The organism is Parabacteroides sp. MSK.9.14 (assembly GCF_019041495.1).
Taxonomy (GTDB): Bacteria; Bacteroidota; Bacteroidia; order Bacteroidales; family Tannerellaceae; genus Parabacteroides; species Parabacteroides merdae.
In genome coordinates this window covers 1-20,195 of sequence record NZ_JAHPXO010000026.1, presented here as the reverse complement: position 1 = coordinate 20,195, position 20,195 = coordinate 1, and the positions used below count along the sequence as shown (strand labels likewise).

At 43.7% G+C, this 20,195-nt stretch carries 13 protein-coding genes and 3 tRNA genes; 3 read left to right on the top strand and 13 right to left on the bottom strand.

The window, feature by feature from the left end; genetic code table 11:
* Positions 1 to 12: 12 nt before the first annotated feature.
* The 7 genes from KTG12_RS13985 to KTG12_RS13955 all read right to left on the bottom strand — a co-directional run bounded on the left by KTG12_RS13985 (position 13) and on the right by KTG12_RS13955 (position 13,692).
* A complete protein-coding gene (locus tag KTG12_RS13985) occupies positions 13 to 1,461 on the bottom strand; it encodes a hypothetical protein (protein WP_122115478.1) in 1,449 nt (482 codons plus the stop codon).
* A gap of 83 nt (positions 1,462 to 1,544) precedes the next feature.
* Entirely contained in the window at positions 1,545 to 4,025 is a 2,481-nt protein-coding gene (locus KTG12_RS13980) for a hypothetical protein (RefSeq protein WP_122115479.1), read from the bottom strand.
* Positions 4,026 to 4,126: 101 nt separating this feature from the next.
* Complete coding sequence (locus KTG12_RS13975; RefSeq protein WP_122115480.1) at positions 4,127 to 5,920, bottom strand: RagB/SusD family nutrient uptake outer membrane protein; 1,794 nt, start codon at positions 5,918 to 5,920, stop codon at positions 4,127 to 4,129.
* A 12-nt stretch (positions 5,921 to 5,932) separates the two neighbouring features.
* Complete coding sequence (locus tag KTG12_RS13970; protein ID WP_229032918.1) at positions 5,933 to 9,238, bottom strand: TonB-dependent receptor; 3,306 nt, start codon at positions 9,236 to 9,238, stop codon at positions 5,933 to 5,935.
* A 233-nt stretch (positions 9,239 to 9,471) separates the two neighbouring features.
* Positions 9,472 to 10,452: a FecR family protein gene (locus KTG12_RS13965; RefSeq protein ID WP_122115481.1), complete on the bottom strand. Its 981-nt coding sequence runs from the start codon at positions 10,450 to 10,452 to the stop codon at positions 9,472 to 9,474.
* Between the two features lie 175 nt (positions 10,453 to 10,627).
* On the bottom strand, positions 10,628 to 11,170 hold the full coding sequence (locus KTG12_RS13960; RefSeq protein WP_022322802.1) for an RNA polymerase sigma-70 factor: 543 nt from the start codon (positions 11,168 to 11,170) through the stop codon (positions 10,628 to 10,630).
* A 104-nt stretch (positions 11,171 to 11,274) separates the two neighbouring features.
* On the bottom strand, positions 11,275 to 13,692 hold the full coding sequence (locus KTG12_RS13955) for an outer membrane beta-barrel family protein (RefSeq protein ID WP_122115482.1): 2,418 nt from the start codon (positions 13,690 to 13,692) through the stop codon (positions 11,275 to 11,277).
* An 89-nt stretch (positions 13,693 to 13,781) separates the two neighbouring features.
* Between KTG12_RS13955 and KTG12_RS13950 the strand changes: the two genes are divergently transcribed.
* Both KTG12_RS13950 and KTG12_RS13945 read left to right on the top strand, forming a co-directional pair.
* The gene (locus KTG12_RS13950) at positions 13,782 to 14,516 is read left to right on the top strand and encodes an SDR family oxidoreductase (RefSeq protein ID WP_122115483.1); all 735 of its coding nucleotides are present in this window, start codon (positions 13,782 to 13,784) and stop codon (positions 14,514 to 14,516) included.
* 66 nt (positions 14,517 to 14,582) lie between these two features.
* Positions 14,583 to 16,238 carry an amino acid permease gene (locus tag KTG12_RS13945; protein WP_122115484.1) on the top strand — a complete coding sequence of 552 codons (1,656 nt, stop codon included), beginning with the start codon at positions 14,583 to 14,585 and terminating at the stop codon, positions 16,236 to 16,238.
* A gap of 322 nt (positions 16,239 to 16,560) precedes the next feature.
* Here the strand turns inward: KTG12_RS13945 and KTG12_RS13940 are convergent.
* The 4 genes from KTG12_RS13940 to KTG12_RS13925 form a co-directional block, all read right to left on the bottom strand.
* Positions 16,561 to 16,644 (bottom strand) — tRNA-Leu (locus tag KTG12_RS13940).
* Positions 16,645 to 16,653: 9 nt separating this feature from the next.
* Positions 16,654 to 16,735: transfer RNA gene (locus KTG12_RS13935), tRNA-Leu, on the bottom strand.
* 50 nt (positions 16,736 to 16,785) lie between these two features.
* Positions 16,786 to 16,861: transfer RNA gene (locus tag KTG12_RS13930), tRNA-Gly, on the bottom strand.
* Positions 16,862 to 16,960: 99 nt separating this feature from the next.
* Entirely contained in the window at positions 16,961 to 17,731 is a 771-nt protein-coding gene (locus KTG12_RS13925) for an SGNH/GDSL hydrolase family protein (protein ID WP_005635819.1), read from the bottom strand.
* A gap of 110 nt (positions 17,732 to 17,841) precedes the next feature.
* On the opposite strand from KTG12_RS13925, the gene KTG12_RS13920 reads away from it, so the two are divergent.
* Positions 17,842 to 18,726 carry an NAD(P)-dependent oxidoreductase gene (locus KTG12_RS13920; protein ID WP_155144414.1) on the top strand — a complete coding sequence of 295 codons (885 nt, stop codon included), beginning with the start codon at positions 17,842 to 17,844 and terminating at the stop codon, positions 18,724 to 18,726.
* Here KTG12_RS13920 and KTG12_RS13915 read toward each other — a convergent pair.
* Both KTG12_RS13915 and KTG12_RS22300 read right to left on the bottom strand, forming a co-directional pair.
* The gene (locus tag KTG12_RS13915; protein ID WP_036724181.1) at positions 18,709 to 19,497 is read right to left on the bottom strand and encodes an aspartate dehydrogenase domain-containing protein; all 789 of its coding nucleotides are present in this window, start codon (positions 19,495 to 19,497) and stop codon (positions 18,709 to 18,711) included. The two genes, KTG12_RS13920 and KTG12_RS13915, sit on opposite strands and share 18 nt — an antisense overlap.
* A 274-nt stretch (positions 19,498 to 19,771) precedes the next feature.
* Entirely contained in the window at positions 19,772 to 20,035 is a 264-nt protein-coding gene (locus tag KTG12_RS22300; RefSeq protein WP_371745256.1) for a hypothetical protein, read from the bottom strand.
* Between the last annotated feature and the right edge of the window lie 160 nt (positions 20,036 to 20,195).

Below are 20,195 nucleotides of genomic sequence, written 5' to 3'. Positions count from 1 at the left end.
GCAAAAATAGAACTAATTATAAATAAACCAGGCTGTTGCTTTACAATTTTTATTTGCGGTTACACGTACCCATCGAGCAGAAAAGCTCTCAGGAAACTCATAATGCATATATTCACCAGAACCGACAGTCTTGGTTTCATAAATCTTAAACTGCCCATTGCCTACAACGTCTACTTCTATTTTAAAAGAAACAGCTTCATTCGAATCATGCCAAAGATGAAGAGATTTCTGATCAAATCCATACATTAAAAAAGGATCAGACGGGACATGGGCCGTAACTTCATCATCAGACCATACCCCTCCTTCACCAGTTGGTTTACCCCACGACCACAAATCGTCTGTCTTACCGAACCACAATCCAGCTTGAGGTTGACCAGCCAAAGGATTTCCATCAGCAGTACCAAACTTCATCGGCGTCGCCTGATTTCCTCCCATCACCAACATGCCCCTCCAAGAGCAATAGTCTGGGATTACACGCAAATGCGAACAAACCGGACGAATAGCCCACAGCTGATCAACATATAGATGAAATCCTATTTCATAAAATAACCCATGGCAATCCATCATTGCACGTTCTGTTTCAACTTCGCGAATACGCAGCCACTCCGTACAACTCGTCTCATCGAATGTCTTACTGGATTTTGGCAAACGATACCTCTTCCATTCCTTTGTATTCGGAAAAAATACACTCATTACAGCAGAAGCATTATCCCAGCCTGTAGCCAAAATTGGTGCACCAAAATGAGAAGAGCTCCATACTTCCGTATACGACTTCTCTTCTATTATTTTCCAAACTTTACCATCCCACTCTGCTAAACGGCCTGCACTCCAATCTTTATTATAATCTTTTGTAGAATAACTATTGTTACACACAACAACCTTACCATGCCTTGTAAAACCAGATTTAAAATGAGGTTTCGACCCTTTCGGTTCTTTCAACTCATCATAAAGGTTAAATAATGGTTTTGTATCTAAAGTATTCACATCCACTTCAAAAAATTGACCCTCCATAGCCAGAAAATAAACTTTATTCTTCGGATCTGTCAAATGCGTCATTGTTGCAGCCAAACGATGATCTTTTACCCCATCAATTACTCGTACATTACCATTCATATCAATTATATACGGACCTATGATCAACTGATTCGTAGGACCGTGGAGTAATCTATTCGCATATGTTCCCACCACGCTTTCCGGGCGTTTATGTATTTCCATCTTATCATTGATTTCAAAAAGTCCAGTACCGAAACCAGTCGCGGAAAAATGTGCAACATAAGTAACAACCCATAATCTATTTGCCCAAGGGAATAAAGCTCCCGTCCCAGCTTCAGTTCTCGGAGTTTGATCTGCAACCATAGCTAAATGCGGAAACACACCACTACAGTTTATTTGCTGCTGCGACAAAACTGTATTATTCAGACATCCCCAAACTAACAAGACAGACATTAAAATGTATTTCATGATTCTATAGATTTAAAAATTACAATTCAACAACATCCGGTAATTGATTTATCAGTATCATCACCGGATGTCATTTCTACATTTTATTTATAATCCAACCAAGCAGTTGCTTTTGTATCCGTATCCGATACAAAACGAATCCATCTTGCTTGAAATGCTTCAGGGAGTTGCTGAACGAACCTTTCTCCAGGTTGTACTGCATAAGCGGCATACTCCATCCAATCCCCATTGCCGGTAGGATCAACTTCAACCGTAATGACGACTTTCTTATCAGATTGATGCGACAACGAAAGCTCTTTCTTGTCATAGAATCCAATCAGATACGGATCAGAAGCGACACCCGCTTTTACATTTGTATCCTTCCACGGGCCACCATGACCTACCGGTTTACCCAATGTCCACAAATCATCAATAACACCTACCCAAACAGCAGCTTTTCCATCGTCTGAAACAATAATATGCGGATTCTCTTTTCCCTCTTCAGGTGTCACACCTGTCAAAACAAGCATACCTCGGTAAGAAGCATAATCGTTGATACGGTAATTATGAGTTGATATAGGACGAATTTTTGCATATCCATCCGCATTCTCCGCAGGAAGTTCGTAAAAAGTTCCCATACAAGAGAACATATCGCGTTCCGTTGCCACTTCCCGACAAACACGCAGTACACCTTGGTTAGTCAATTCTTTATACGTTTCATTCCCCAAAGGAAGACGCCAACGCCGGTTCAAATCATCTACAATCAAGACAGAACCCTCTTCTATCGAAACGACTTGTTGAGGTATGGCAAACTTTGATCGAATAAAATCAGTCGTTTTTGTATCTTCCTTACGAACCAGTTCCAATTTATCTCCCATTTCATAATAACCGGTTTCCGATGTTTTTCCATCTACCGTCACATTTGCCAACACACCCAATGCACGACGGTTGTCACCAAGCCCATACAACAAACCTCCGATTGTCGTATTTTGTTTAACTGTTGTCAAACCTTGGTAAATCGGATCAGAAGAAGTCGAACGGGGATCGGCAGTCGTATAATTGAAACTAACCGTTGCCAATGTATTTTTATCCGTTTTTACACGAATCCATTCTCCTTTTTCGGTAGAAGCAAAAGGGACAGAGACCGACTTTCCTACATTTACTGTGACACTCTTCAAGGTCTTCCATTCATTTTTGCCGGCTTCATCTATTTCAAAAGTAAAGATCACCGGTTGTTTTCCTTCATTTTTGACCCAACCGAAACGATGTGTCCAGCCACTAAAAAGGAACGGTTCAGAGCTCTCACCTGCTTTCACGCTTTCCTTTGCCCAAACAGCACCTTCTGCAGTAGCTGGTCCTAATTCATCCGGTCTTGTCAAAGAAGTAAACCACAGATTAGAGTTCGATTGACCAGGTCCCTCTATACTCCCTTTTGCTTTTCGTTTGTTCAAGAATTCTTTCTGAGCTGAATCATCACAACCGAAAACCAACTGATCGTTCCAACGGGTAAAATCACCAATCACTTTCAAATAAGCGGAGCGAGGACGAATGCCTGCAGAATTATCGGCCGTAAACATTCCTGGGAAATGCCAGAACATACCATGCATCGTCATCAGATAATCAGGTTGAGACTCTGTCCCGACATTCCGAATACGCGGCCATTCTGTATTCCATCCATGCGCACCATCATAACTATGACTGGCTTTGGGCAAACGATAAAAAGCCCACCCTTTTTCGGCATCGCGTACACCTAAAATAACTGATTTATAATCCCAACCTGTTGCCCAAATCGGGTCTGTTTCCGGATTCGTATTTCCATAAATGCCACCCGGCCCCGTCACTTCGACAAATTGATTGCGACGAACTACTTTCCACTCTTTTCCATTCCATTCAGCTAGGACACCTGCCTCCACATGAAACTTCTTTAATGCTTCTTGTGTCCCTTCTCCATTGTTGGTAAAATACATACAACCCTGTCCAGAATACAACCCTTTGCCATGTACTCCCGGTAATAAAGCATTTATCGGTCCGGCATCCGTATCATTTTTTTTCTGTTGTTTCTTATTGCCATCCTGATACAATTCTTTTACTTCCAACGTATTCACATCCACTTCATAAAATCCTTCTTCCATTGTCCCATAATAAATTTTATTTGACGGATCTGTTAAATGACGGGCATTTCCGGTATGCCGACCAGACATTACGGTATATGGAATAACACGAACTTTTCCTGTTTTATCAATCGCATAAGGGCCTATAAAAAGTTGATTGCTTTCTTTATGAATCATTCTGTTTGCAGGTGTACCTCCAATACTCTCCTTATGCATGATCTGCCGATAATCGGACGTCACTTCATATAATTTATCAGAAGAGCCATTCGGTAAATGAGGCCCATAAGTAACCACCCATAAACGATCCGCCCAAGGTACGACTGCCCCTGTCCCACATTCGCCTTCATTATTATAGTAAGCCAAACGGGGATAAATACCGGAAATCGATTCCGGTATTTTTTTGACATCCTTTTGGGCAGTACATCCTAATACCGAAAATACAGTCAGTAATCCTATTACACTATTCAGTTTCATATTATTTGATTTTTTACAACAAGGGTTCCTCATCCTCTATATAACCATATAAAGCCGAGGAACCCTTAAATGAATATCATATCGAATCTATCCCAAACCGATCACCATTTCGGATTCTGTGACAGATTTTCGTTAATTAATCTATCTGCTGCAGGAACCGGCCACAAATAATCACGACTTTCATCGAATTTACGTTCGGTTGCCACGGTAATATACCCCTTTTCCGCCATTCCACTCAAATCTGCAATACCGTCTTCATCAATCTGTGGAATACCACCTATCGGATAGTTACCATCTTTCCAGTTCTGAATCAACTGCTTGTATTCGGCCGAGACAGAACTTTCATCACCATTCCAAGAGGTATTACCGGACCACGCACGATTCAAGAAATAAATTGGACGATTAAATACCTTCCCTGCAATCTTCCAACGAATTAAATCACTATAACGATGACCTTCCCAAGCCATTTCAATAAAACGCTCGGTACGGATAACCGTACGTAACTGCTGCTGTGATCCTTCCGTTACTCGTGGATACTCAAGATCTGTTCCGTTATAAGCCCTTTCACGCAATTTATTAATCGTAGCATCCAGCACTTCTTGGCTACACTGATTCATCTCATTCATCGCTTCAGCATACATCAACAGAACATCACCGTAACGCAACATCGGATAAGTAGTCGGTGCACCAGCTTTACCATTTTCCAAAAATGACTCATCAACATATTTCTTAAATAATAAACCTGTATAGGAAGCATGTTCCGCTCTTGCTTTAGAATCATTATTTCCCACTTGTGCACCGTCAGAAATTCTCTGAACGGTTGTTTTAACAGGAGAAGGAGAATACTCATACCCTAACCATTCATAATCGTTCGGATCATACGTTCCATCCAACACACTCTTGTTATATGCTGTTGCAAACGGAACAATTGTCATTGCCATACGTGGATCCCGGTTCTCGAAAAAGTCTTTCGGATTGTAAAGCGGAGATTCATCAATCGGTTTACCATCAATACAAGGATAAGCACAGACCAATTCATAGGAAGGAGCTTTTTGACCACCCCATCCTCCTGAAAGGCGAGATATGCTATTCAACACATCAGACGCAGCCCAGTAATATTTCTTCAACGTCACATCTCCACGGAAGAAGAAAATCCATTCGTCAGACCAAGAAGCCGTAAACAAATCCTGATAGTTGCTATGCAATTTGTACACATTCAAATCCATACAATTCTTGGCAGCAGTAGCAGCGGCTGCATAATCCTCATTATAAATAGCAATTCTTGCTTTAAAAGCATAAGCAGCCCCTTTCGTGGCACGCTGGATGCCTGGATAACTATTCGGTAAACGTTCCGCAGCCTTATCCAAACATTCGTAACTGTAAGCCAATACATCTGCTTTCGGAGATCGGGAAGCGGTATAAGCTTCATCCAAGCTCATACCTACCTTATCCAAAATCGCATCCCCCCAATGAAAAGCTAACATACCATAAGCATATCCTAAATAGAAATAAGCTTCACCTTCATATTGAGCTATATCCCTTTCCGAAACGCCCATAGCACGCGCTCGATCCATATTATTGATTATACGTAAAGCACGTGCGATACCTTTATAATAGTTTTCCCAACGTTTGGCAATCGTTCCGTCTTCTGAAGTCAATGTTCCGTTATTCACGGCAGATGTTTCATTTCGAGCAGTTACATCATCTCCCCATTTCATATCATCAATCGGAAAAAAATCTGTACGATAGAAATCATTCAAAGACATTTCTATTTCCGCTTGAGAAGAATACCAATTCTCGCTTGATCCTTCAGAAAGAGGATTTAAATTAAGATCGACACACGACATAAGCATGAATAGGGATGCAGTACATATAGAAAATTTTATCTGTTTCATATCACTATAAATTTAAAATTTAACATTCGCACCAAATGTAAAAGACGTGGATATAAAGTCGGAACTTGCACCTATTTCCGGATCCCATCCTTTAGGATAATGGCTGATAGCTGGTAGATCATTTATTGTTGCATATATCCGAAGTCCTCTGATGAAACACTTATCCATAAGTTTCTGCGGCAACGAATACCCCAATGTAATGTTCTTGACACGGAAATAAGCTCCATTAAACAACCAATAATCAGATCCGGTATAAGTATTAGTAGTATTGGTATATGTAAGACGAGGATATTTGACATTCCGGTTTTGATCTTCCGTATTATGCTGGCTCCAATAATTCCCCAATATAAGAGAAGGCACAGCTCCCCATTGTTCTTTTAATGGCTGTATCCATGCAGAATTAAAGAGAACATTCTGATGCCCCACGCCTTGAAAAGAAAGAGAGAAATCCCAATCTTTCCAACCTAAGAAAAGATTACCACCAAACTGAAACTCCGGCAAAGAATTACCTAAACGAACTTTATCATCTGCATTGATAACGCCATCTCCATTCACATCGACATATTTAATATTACCAGCCTTATCGTTAGCAGTGAGTGTCGGATATTTGTTTCCTTCCGAATCATACAGATCTGCATCAGTAACAAACAGACCATCGGTCTTATACATAAACCACTCATAATAATAAGAATCTTCTTCATAAATCTTATTACCATCTATAGTTCTTCTGTCTCCCAAATATCCCATTTTTGAACGATAATCAGATAAATTAAAAGATACACCATAAGATACCTCACCAATCTGATCACGCCAACTTGCTTCAAATTCCCAACCGTGAGTATACATATCACCCGCATTTTGTTTCGGAGCAGAAAAACCGGCATAAGAGGGGAAACCTAAAGTCAAAAGCATGTCGGATGTTTTCTTATAATAGTAGTCTCCTGTTAAACTCAAACGATTATTCAACAAAGTAATATCGATACCAATATCATAAGTCGTAGTTGTTTCCCACGTAATATCATTAAATGCATAATTATATTGTGCAGCATTCTGTACAGCGGTCACCGATTGGGAACCTTTATCATACATATAACTATTTCCGAAATTGATTGCCGCCTGATATGGAAATTCCGCATCACTAATGCGTTCATTCCCCAATGACCCAATAGAAGCACGCACTTTCAAATAATCAATCTGCTTATCTTTAGGGAACCAAGATTCACTAGAAATAACCCAACCTGCCGATACAGAAGGGAATACCCCCCAGCGATAATCAGAAGCAAAACGAGAAGAGGCATCAGCACGAACATTCGCTTGTAACATATACCGGTCCTTATATGAATACATAGCACGTCCGAAAACAGATTGATAAGCATTGTGACCTGCACTGCCCGAATTATACTGATAATCTTCCGGACCAAGATTCAAATAAGGATAAGTATCCAATTCATAATTATTTCTTGATGCACCCAAATTTTCCCATTTATGCTTATACCCCTCATAACCTACCATCGCATTCAAGGAATGGTCAGTCCATTTGTTCTGATAATTAGCATAAAACTGGTAAGTACGGCTTTGTGTCATATTCCGTGTTTCATTTAAAGATGTTGTCTTATTACTTTGTGCAGCAATGGAGCTTCCATCCTCATAATACACATTCACTGCTTTTGTAAATTTTTTCCCTGTTTCAAACGTATATCGAGGAGCAAAAACGGCCGTAAGCGTTAATCCCTTAAGCGGAGTCAAATCTAGTTGGGCCTTTCCCCCAAACTTATAATAATTCTTTCCATCCGTTCCCCCTTCATTGAGCATAGCCAATGGATTGGCCCCGGATTTCACATCTGCATAGCGCCCGTCTTCCCAACGAGGATTATAATATGGAGCAGTCAAATAAGCCCAATAAATAGGATTGACAGTCGCAGGAGATACACTTTTCGACGCAGAAAAATCAACATCAATATTAGCCCGAATCCAAGAATTGATTTTATAATCGTTGTTCACGCGACCCGCATAACGCTCATACGATTTATTCGCATAATACCCATCTGCCGTCTGATAATTGAACGAGAATTTGGACTGCAATTTATCTGTACCGCCTGAAACGTTAAAGTTATGTTGTTGATGAGAAGTCGTATTCTTCAACAGCAAATCAACCCAATCCGTATTCGGATAATGATAAGGATCCATTGCATTATTAGCCATCCAAGAGTTAATGGTTTCCTGCGAATATTGCGAATAAGGATTAGAAGCACCATCGTTCCATTTAATCTCATTTTGAACATTCATCCAATCGATCACATTTCCATTAGTCGGTCGTGTAGTAGGTTTGTCAATGGAATATTCATAATTATAATCTAAATTGAATTTATTCTCCTTAGCTCTTTTGGTTGTGATCAAAATAACACCGGCCGCAGCACGAGATCCGTAAATAGAAGCCGATGCCGCATCTTTCAAAACACTCATGGTTTCTACATCTGAAGCCACGACATCATTCAATGAACCGGGTACACCGTCTATAATTACAAGCGGGTCGTTATTGGAAAGTGTCGTCACACCACGAACACGTATCGTAGCAGAATTACCAGGACCCCCGGAAGAACGAGTAACCTCCACACCCGAAATCTGCCCCTGCATAGCCGTAGACAGCATTTGAGTAGAACGTTCTGTTAAGGAAGCTCCTTTGACACTGGATATCGGACCGGTCAAATCCCCCTTACGAGCCGATCCATAGCCAATTACCACTACTTCATCCAACAATTCTGCATCCTCCTTCATTGTTATAGACACAGATGTTTTATTTTTTACAGATATTTCACTCTGAATATATCCGATATAGGAAACTATTAATGTTGCATCTGATGCAACATTAAGGGAGAACCTCCCTTCCGCATCCGTTATCGTGCCGTTAGTAGTCCCCTTCTCCACCACATTGGCACCAATGACCGGCAAGCCGGATTCATCGAGGATTACACCTGTAACAGTTTTCTTATTCTGTTGAACACCGCTCAATAAGAGGTTGTCCGAAACCTTGATCAACACTTGGCGATCGATAATTTGATACTTGTAGCCGGTATTTTTCAACACCTGATCCAGTACATCTTCCAATGTAGCATTTTGGGCATTGACACTCACAGTTTTGTTGACATTCACACGATTATCGTTAAAAAAGAATGTAAACTCACTGCTTTTTTCAATTTCTCTAAGGATTTCAATAATACTGCTGTTCTGCTTGTTGATCGACACTTTGTAGTTCTGCGCATAAGTAGAGGCAGAAATACAGCATGCAACTCCCAACGAAAATAAGGTTGTGATCTTCATGATACGTTTAGTTTTTCTAAATAACGGGATACAATACCCCCTCTCACTGTTTTTTTCCATAACTTTGTAATAGTTTTTGATGAATAATAAATGCAAGTCTTTGGCTTGGACTCCTATGACAAGCATTTTTTGAAAACTCTCTGATTGGAAGGTGCTTGCCGGCATCTTCCAATTTTTTAAAGGTTAACTCTTTTTTATCCCATAAGCATTAGAATTAAGTTGTTTATAATAAGTTATTTTAAAGTCAATGTATAATCACCATTCTTCTCCTCTTTATACTGTAATGGAGAAGAAGCTTTTATCATAAAAAGTATCCGATCTAGCGACTCATCCCTCACCTTGAAAGTGAACCGGTATTTATCAGCCAGATCCTTTTGGCACATCACCTTTCTGCCGTACCACTGTTCGAGACGTGGGATGATCATGGATAGTTTTTCGTTTTCGAAACTCAGCATCTTTTGTTTGCGCCAAGCGGTATATTTGTCGGCATCCACAATCTGTTTGGTGATCTTGCCGGTCTGCCGGTCCACCAAAATCTTTTCGTCGGGAGAGACGAAGTATTCTTTCATTTGGTTTGTTTCCTTATTCTCCACACTTACTTTGATCTTGCCATTCAGGAGAATCGCTTCCATCTTATTTTCCATGTTGTAACTGAACAATTCGAACGCAGTCCCCAACGCCTCCACACTCATATCCTCCGTATGGACGATAAAAGGTTTTTCGCGATTCTTCGCCACATCGAAAAAGGCTTGCCCGTCCAATGTTATTTCACGCGTCTTACCGGAGAAACGAGCCGGATAGGTTAAGCGGCTACCCGGTCCCATCTGCACTTTCGTTCCATCCGGCAAAGAGACAGATTCCATATTCTGTATGCCGGAACTTACAACATACATTGGAACATTCGCCTTGTCCTGCAACGCAAAATAAACAGTTCCTGCCACACCCAATACCAATAAGATGGAGGCGACCATACTATATATCTTATAAAATACAACTTTCCGTCCTTCATCATGCTGCCAGACTTCTTTACAAATATTCCGCCAGATAGATGGCTCGTCCGGACGATCGCTCTCCACTGCATCCGGAGCATTATTCCATTGCCGCTCCATTTCTTTTGTCACCCGGCGAGATGATTGCAAGGCTATGCGCTCTTCTTCAGTCAGCGCATCCTGCATTAGTTTCTTTAGTATATATTTTTTGTCTTTGTATTCCATTTCAATCGCTTTACATATATAAATACACGCAAGTTACTTCTTCCCCCTACTCAATCCGGAAAAAACAGATCATTTTAGTACCTGACAGTACAAATTTCCAAAAAAATATGACAATATCCCCTATGAAACGAGCATTTCAAATGATAATAAGAGATAGGATGCGGGATATATTAAATCAGATAAAGAGAAGAAGCAATGTGATATTCTTCTTCAAGTACTTGAGGGCTTCGCTGATTTGATTTTCGACCGTTTTCTCTGAAATATTCAATAGGATAGCTATTTCTTTGTAGCTCTTTTGTTCCTTACGGCTCAAGTTAAAAATCTCACGACGGCGCGGTGGCAATTCATCGATCAGGCGATCTATATATTCTTGGAGATTATGAGCATCAATTTCTTCTTCCACATCATACGGTTCTTCCAATGCGGCAAGGACCGTGACTTTGTAGAAATCTTCATTCACATTTTTGCGATGCCGGTTAAAGATCAGATTCCGGGTGATAATAAACAGCAAACCTTTAAAATGGTCATCTTCACGAAGAAATTCACGCGTTTCCCATATTTTGATAAAGACTTCCTGTACTACTTCTTCGGCAGCATCGGCACTGGTCAAATAGAGGCGACTGAAATTATAGACCTGTTTCCAGTATTGTTTATACAGAGCAGTAAATGCGTCTTTGCTGCCCTGCTTCAACAATAATATCAGTTCCCGCTCTTCCATATTCTTTTAAATAAGATACAAATGTAACAAATAAATTGAGAATTGAAACTTGAAAATTCGGAAGTGCTTTCTTCTTCATTTTTCATTTTCAATTCTTAATTTATTTAGTGGTTCGTTCCTTCAAACAAATCATGATCTTCCTTTTTCTGAGAACTTTTGGCCTTGAAGTTATTGAACGTATAACTAAGCGTAAGCGTAATAAGCGGATAGCTGGGACGGATTCGTGTGATGGACTGCAGGTCGGATGTGATGATCTTACTTACATACCGGGCAGAATTGAAAACATCCCGGAAAGAAAGCGTAGCCGACAACCGACGGTTCATCAACTGCTGGCGAACGGCGAGATTCACATACCAGAAAGCATCCGTACGCCCCTGGGTCGTAACGGACGGACCGACAAAATTGCCGTCCACCTGGATACGGGTATATTTAAAGACATCGAAAGAGTTGTTCCACATGACATCGTAGTTCGTACTTGTCTCTTTTTCACTGCCGGTTTTATACCGGTTCTTTACCTTATAATGATACAGGCTGCCGTTCAGGTTCATATTCCACCAGCGGGTAAGCTGTACCTGTCCGCTCAATTCGATACCGGTCGAATAGTCGTGTCCGACATTCGCCATCGAATCCAGTGTCACACCAGCCTCATAGGGGACACGCAAACGCTCGATCTTATCCTTGCGGTTCCGGTGAAACACTGTAGCTGAAACCGTATGTTCACCGATATTCTTCTTATAATTCAACTCGAAAGAATTGATATATTCCGAACGGATATCCGGGTTACCGATCTCGGCCGAATAAAAATCCCGATAGGTGATATACGGCTCCATGAAAAAGAGTTCCGGACGAGTGATACGGCGCGAATAAGAAACCAATAGCTTATGTTCCTTCGGAAACGTATAGCCCAAATGAAGAGAAGGGAAAAACTCGAACTTATTATATGTACGATCCTTGCCCGGAATCGAGCTTCGCAGGACACGATGCGTATGCTCTCCCCGCACACCCGCCTGAAAATCGAATGATTTATAGCTGTCGGCAACGATTGCATAAACCGAATTGATGCCATGCTGGAAATAGAATGTGTTATAGATATCGTCCCGGTTATAAAACTCTTTCTTTACCGGGTCCCAGAAATGCATCGTGTAGTCGCCGTCTTCCAAATAAGAGAAATATTGGTAACCGCCTTCGATCCGTCCCGTCTTGCTGTAAGGATAAATATAGTCCAGGTTACCCCGTACCGTCCAGCGATGCTCATCTTCCCAAGCACGATGTCCCTTTTCACGCTCGTTATTCTTATTAAAAAGGTCACTCTGGAAATATTCCATCGCATTACCTCCGTATTTCAGATAGAAACTGCCCATCAACTGATGCCCCTTATCGTCGAATTTATGATCGAAACCGATTGTTCCCTGGAAATAGGTTTCATGCAGATCGTAATCGTCACGACTATAATAATCGCCTTCACCGAAAGTAGCCCCGTCTGTCAGGCGTTTTTCCTTATAATCCAGATCACCATTGCGCGTACGCCCGCCATAACCACCTTCAAAGTCGGCATTCAACGTCGTATGGGGCAATGTGTACATCCACCCCGCCTTCATCGAATAGTTGAAATTGTTGCTTTTACGCGGTCCGTTGGAATGGGAGGTCGTTGCCGTGTCTGAGATAATAGTCGTTTTCTCCTGATCGAAATCGCTCTTGCGCAGGCGGTCACTCCACACACCGCCCAAATACCAACGCGATGCCTTGTTCTGCTGAGACACCAGAAAATCCACCCCGCGCGAAAGGACCGTACTTCCCGTCAGGTTCACCATACCGCTAAAACCATGCTGGGCGTGTTTCTTTGTTACGATATTGATAATCCCTACATCTCCTCCCGTATCGTGACGGGCCGAAGGGGTGGTGATGATTTCTATATTCTCGATATGCCCTGCAGGGATCTGCTCCAAAGCCTGCGTACCGCTGAACACGCTCGGTTTGCCATCTACATAGACCGTGAAACCGGTACTTCCACGAAAACTGACTTCACCTTCGGCATCCACACGTATGGAGGGTGTATTCTCCAGGATATCGACAGCCGATCCGCCTCCGGCAAGCAGGTTTGAAGAGGCTTCGATCACTTTCTTGTCCAATTTATAAATCACTTGCTTTTTCTGCGCTACGACTTCGACTTCCGCTAATCCCACCTCCAAAGGTTTCATGGCAATCGTTCCCAAATCTACCGCTTTCGAAACCGCATCCAAAACAATACCGGGGCAGTTATACAGATCGTAACCGACCAAACGCACCAAAAGGTTATACTTCCCGTCCTTCACATCGGCAATGCGAAACGTACCGTCACGATCGGGCAAAGCATGAAACACTGGATTAACGTCTCCTTCACGAAAAAGGAGAACATCGGCAAAATCAATCGGTTGGTTGTTATTGGCATCGACTATTTTCCCTTTTATACGGAAACCAGAGGCAGCCACGGCCGAATAGCTAATACACAACAAGGTCAACAAGAGACAAAAACACTTCTTCATTTCCTACATTGGTTTGTTAACAACGCCACGAAGATAGGATTTTCGTACGAAAGAAATCGTATATTTGCATATATAAATCACCATTTAGCATGGCATCAGCAAGAAAAATCATCATCATCGGAGCAACTTCAGGCATCGGATACGAGATCACTCAACTGTACCGCAAGCAGGGATGGAGGATCGGGATTGCCGGACGGCGGACGGAATTGCTCGCAAAAATCCGGTCGGAAGCACCTGACCAGATCGAAACGGCACAAATAGACGTAACTAGCCCAGACGCCCCGGAAAAGTTAGCGGAATTAATCGATAGAGTCGGCGGAATGGATGTATTCTTGCTTAGTTCCGGAATCGGCAGCCAGAACCGGGATCTGCATTCCGATATTGAATTGTCTACCGTCCAAACAAATACAGTCGGTTTCACCCAAATGGTCGTTGCCGCATACGATTACTTCAAAAAACATGGCGGCGGCCAATTAGCCGTGATCAGTTCCATCGCCGGGACAAAGGGATTGGGAGCCGCTCCCTCCTATTCCGCGACCAAGCGCTACCAGAATACTTATATCGACGCGCTCGACCAATTGGCACGGATGGAAAAACTCCCGATAGTATTCACGGATATCCGTCCCGGGTTTGTAAAGACCGATCTGTTGAAAAACGATAAATACCCGATGCTGATGTCCCCGCAATATGTTGCCCGAAAAATAGTAAAGGCGATCGAACGGAAGAAACGACGCACCGTAATCGACTGGAGATATGCCGTTTTAGTATTTTTCTGGAAGTTGATTCCCAGCTTCGTATGGAGGCGGTTGCCCATTCACAATTAGCATTTGTATATCATCCTGGCAATCCCTACCTTTGTGCCCAAATTTATAACTATGCACAAATAAACGATGGGATTATTCATTAAAAAGCCTTTGGAGGCCCTGCAGGCCGAAGCCAATCAAACAGGAAGTAAATCATTAAAACGGGTATTAGGCCCCTGGAGTCTGGTCGCACTCGGCGTAGGAGTCATTATCGGAGCCGGACTTTTCTCCATAACCGGAACAGTCGCCGCCGGATATACAGGACCGGCCATTACACTTTCATTTGCCATTGCAGCAATCGGATGTTGCTTTGCCGGACTTTGTTATGCAGAGTTTGCTTCGATGATTCCGGTTGCCGGAAGTGCCTATACATACTCATACGCGACGATGGGCGAACTGATCGCTTGGATTATCGGTTGGGATCTGGTACTGGAATATACAGTTGCCGCAACGACGGTCAGCATCAGTTGGAGCCGTTATCTCGTCGTCTTTTTGGAAGGGCTCGGGATCAACCTTCCGACAGCATTCACTGCCTGTCCCTGGGATGGAGGGATTGTCAATATCCCGGCATTCCTGATCGTTGTCCTGATGAGCCTCTTCCTGATCCGCGGGACGGAAGGGAGCTCTATCTTTAACGGAATCATTGTCTTCCTGAAAGTGTCGGTCGTCCTGATATTCGTCTTTTTAGGATGGAAATATATCAATACGGACAATTACATACCTTATATTCCGGCAAACACCGGCACGTTAGGCGAATACGGGCTATCGGGTATCCTACGCGGAGCGGCCATCGTATTCTTCGCTTTCTTAGGTTTCGATGCTGTCAGTACGGCTGCCCAGGAAGCCAAGAACCCCAAAAGAGATATGCCGATCGGAATCCTCGTCTCATTGCTCGTTTGTACCATATTATACATGCTGTTCGCCCACGTCATGACGGGCGTAGCCCATTATTCCGAATTTGGCGGCCAACAGGGAATCGCTCCCGTGGCAATTGCGATCGAACATATGGGAGAAGTAGATGCTTCGGGCGTGCTTCATCCGGATTACCCTTGGATGAACAAGGCAATCGTCCTTGCCATCCTATTCGGATATTGCTCGGTCATCATGGTGACGCTGTTAGGGCAGAGCCGCGTTTTCCTCAGCATGAGCCATGACGGTCTATTACCTCCGTTCTTTTCGCACATCAATGAGAAGTTCAGAACACCCGCCCGCAGCAATCTGCTGTTCATGGTACTCGTCGGTCTGCTGGCAGCTTTCGTTCCGGCACGCCTGGCCGGTGAAATGACCAGTATCGGAACCCTTTTCGCCTTCACCCTGGTTTGTGCCGGTGTGCTTGTGGTCAGAAAGACAATGCCCGATGTGCATCGCGCCTTCAAGACTCCGTTGGTTCCGTTCGTTCCGGTTGCCGGGATCATCACTTGCCTGTGCATGATGCTTTTCCTACCGGCCGACACTTGGATCCGGCTGGTGCTATGGATGCTGATCGGGCTGGATATTTATGCGTGCTACGGCATCAAGCATAGCAAACTGGAATACAATCAGGCGAACCGCCACGGTCAGCTGGCTCTGAATATGATCGGGATCGTCCTTGCCATCCTTTGTGTGATCACGGGACTCTGGCATCAGCAAACCGTTGGTTGGGAAGAAAGTAAAGTCCTGCTGATCATCTCTTTTGTTTTCGCTTTTACGCATCTGGGCTTTTACATGGTCCGGATATGGAAACAAACAACAAAAGTTTTTTAATCATTTTTTATACGAACCCGAACAGACGTTGTTTGTATAATAACAAAAAGATAATTAAATTTGCAGAAATGGTTCTACAGTGTAGAACTTACATTAATCAAACAAACTATTCCTAAGTTTAAGGTATTAGTCTACTTCAGTTTGTTTTCATATGAACTGATTTGGTATAACCTCATCTACATGTGAATGTGGATGAGGTTTTTTTGTCATAATCTGTGAACCACCTTCACCGATCACGGAATAGTGAAGCCCAATCGGCTGCTTGAATAAAAAAAATCCATATAACCAGCTTTTGAAGCTAACTATATGGACTATCTGTATGTACGCAGGATGAGACTTGAACTCACACGCCGTAACCGGCACTACCCCCTCAAAGTAGCGTGTCTACCAATTCCACCACCTGCGCGAGAAAAGGTGCCCAGAACAGGACTCGAACCTGCATGCCTCTCGACACACGCACCTGAAACGTGCGCGTCTACCAATTCCGCCACCTGGGCCTTTCTTCAGTACATTAAAAAAGCGGCCTCATACCGCGTCTGTTACCGATTGGAGCGGAAGACGGGACTCGAACCCGCGACCCTAACCTTGGCAAGGTTATGCTCTACCAACTGAGCTACTTCCGCGATAACGGGTGCAAAGATAGAGGTATTTTTTTATTTTCCAAAACCTGACTGCACTTTTTTGCACTATTTTTACAGCCTACACCCGCTCAAAATCATATCTTACTTTAATCCAGTTGCTTCCATCCACATGTTTGCCATCAGCTGACGACCGGGTAAATCGGGATGCACACCGTCATTCGACCAATAACGTGCCGGAGCCAGCTTCACCGCTGCATCGAAACCCGATTGGAAGGGAACGAATATGGTATTGAATTCTTCCGACAGTTTACGGGCAGACTTGCGGAATTCATCGAACATCGGATACCATTTGGAATCTTCTATAGCCGCCCCGTCACGCAAAGTGAAGGGTTCGCAAAGGACTATTTGCGTATTCGGGAGTTTCTCTTTCGTATATTTCAACAAAGCACGCAGATCGTTTTCGTATGTCTCGACCGTTCCTTTATAACCATGCGTCAACGTATGCCAATAATCATTCACACCGATCAGGATGCTCAGGACATCCGGCTGGAAAGCAAGACAGTCGATCTCCCAGCGTTCACGAAGTTGATAGACTTTATTGCCGCTGATGCCGCGATTGTAAATCTTCGGCTGCAAAGCCGCTTTCCCCTCCAACAACTGCGTAGCGGTAAAGAGCACATAGCCACTACCGAATTGTTCCATCGTATTGCAACGGTTACTATTCCTGTCGCGACCGCAGTCCGTGATGGAATCTCCCTGGAACAGGATCACACAATCCTTTTTCAGATTAATCTTCGGAGCATGTACGGATGTATTTTCTTTAACAGCGGCTTTTGCGATCTCCGGGATCATCAGGGCACTGAACCCTGCCAACGCTCCCTTTTTAAGGAAGTCTCTTCTGGAATTCTTCATGGATAGAAATAAGTTTATTTTATTACATTGATTGAATTGAATACAAAGATAGAAACTTTACAAAAAAACGTATCTTTGTTTCTTCATATTTTCAAAAAGAATAATTTGCCATGTTTAGTAAAATAGTAGCGATAGAGCCGGTCAGTTTGATCCCGTCTGCAGAAGAAGCATTGCACACGTTTGCAAATGAAGTAGTGATGTACCCCGATATTCCGGCGGATGACGAGGAGATCGTCCGTCGCATCGGCGATGCCGACGCGGTGCTGCTGAGTTATACTTCGAGTATCCGCCGCGAGGTAATGGAAAGATGTCCCAATATCAAATACATCGGCATGTGCTGTTCGCTTTACTCACCGGAAAGCGCCAACGTCGATATCATTTATGCCAACGAGCACGGTATCAAGGTCACAGGTATCCGGGATTATGGAGACGAAGGAGTAGTCGAATATGTCATCAGCGAACTGGTACGCTCCTTCCACGGGTTCGGCCAGCCGGCCTGGGAAGGCGAGGTTCGTGAGATTACCGGGCTGAAAGCCGGTATCATCGGTTTGGGCAAGTCAGGCGGCATGATTGCCGATGCACTCCGGTTCTTCGGTGCGGAAATAGCTTATTTTGCCCGTAGCGAAAAGGAATGGGCTCGTGAGAAAGGGTACCGTTTCCTTCCCTTAGACCAACTGTTTGAGCAAAGCGAAGCCGTCTTCTGTTGCCTGAACAAAAACACCGTCCTGCTGCACGAGGCCGAATTCCGGAAGTTGGGTGATAAGAAGATACTGTTCAACACAGGACTGTCTCCCGCCTGGGACGAGGAACCGTTCGTCAAATGGTTATCGGGCAATAACCTTTGTTTTTGCGATACCGTCGGCGCCTTGGGAGGTGCTCACCTTTTGGAGCATCCGCATGTACGATGCGTACAGGCCTCGACAGGCCGCACCCGCCAAGCGTTCGACCGTCTGAGCGAAAAGGTACTGGCCAATCTTTCAGAATACAACGGGTGAAACGATATTAAGCAGGGTGTTCACAACCGACCATCCTGCTATCTCGGCCGTCTCACTGTACACATCCACGACGGCATGTACCTGGTCGTTCCTGATCTCCACCCGCTGGGTGTCCCCCTTAAATCCGGGAGTCGACTGTATGGTCACCTGCATGGCTTCCGGACCGACAGAGGCACGTGAGGCGGCTACCGTGACATTCACTTTCGTAGGGAACAGGCGGATGGCTTCCACCGCATTGCCGGTAAACACGACTTTCTGTTCTTTCTGCAAAGCCTCCTCATAGACCGGTGTTCCTTTTAAGGCATCAGGTCCCTTTTCATTGTAGAAACGGGCAGTCGCCTTCCCCATCAAGGCTGCTGTGCGCAAGACATCGAACCCTCCGGTAGCTCCCGAAGCGATATAGATACGTGTCCCGTTCTCCTTGGCCGTTTCGCATACTTCCCGGTAAAACGCATCATCGGCCAGCGCACCGATCGAAAGGGTCACGATAGAAGTCCCGTTCTTCAACGCCGGAACGGCGAACTCCCGAAGAGCGGCCGGAGAAGCCGTCTCCACCAGTATATCGGGTTTCAAGGCCAGCAACTCATCCGCCGTAGTACAGACGGCACAGCTTTTCCCTGCCTCTGCCATCCGACCGGCAATACGTTCCGCCTTGGCTACCGTACGCGAATAGACTCCCACCAACTCATATTCGGGCAACAACCCTTTGACGACAGCTTCCGAAACGATTCCGGCAAGCCGTCCGCATCCTGCTATTACAAATGTTTTCATGTTTACAAAAGTACATAAATACTTCCGATTTCCATGCTTGACCATGAAAGAAAAGGGAAACAAACTACTCAAACACAACAAAGCAGTCATTAAAATTGATAGCCACCTTCTCGAACTGATTAACAAGTGCCATGCCTATATTGCCTGCGTATGGCACAAGTTTATCGCCTTCAATCGTCACTACCATATCTCGGAATTCCAAGCTCCTTCCGCCAAAAGAGAGCGCCCCAAAAAACTCTGATAATCCAACTCTTTTTCATCTTGAAAATGTCTTTTATATATGATTATGGCAAATATAGGGGAAACGTAAATCGTAAGGGACTGTTTGCGTTAAAAAACAGGAACTCCACTGGATTATAATCAGAAACAGTGCATAAAATCTCCTCAAACAAGGCAGATAAACAGCTCTACATCCCCGTTTCGGTTTCACGTAGATCCGGGTCTCCCCCTCCTCCACACCCGGATCTCCCATGCCCTTCCACCCGGGTCTGAAGAAACTTTTCAAGTTGTTTTCACCAAAAAAGTAGCTTGTCTTCATGAAAAAACGAGCCTCTTTAATCTATTTTGTATCAGCTTCAGAACACATCTGACATTTGATAAAATATTGATATATAACATATTATCACTTTTACCCATGATAGTTATGTAATCGTCTCCGCGATGCTACCTTTGCCATTTATGGGGGAGTAAATTTCTTA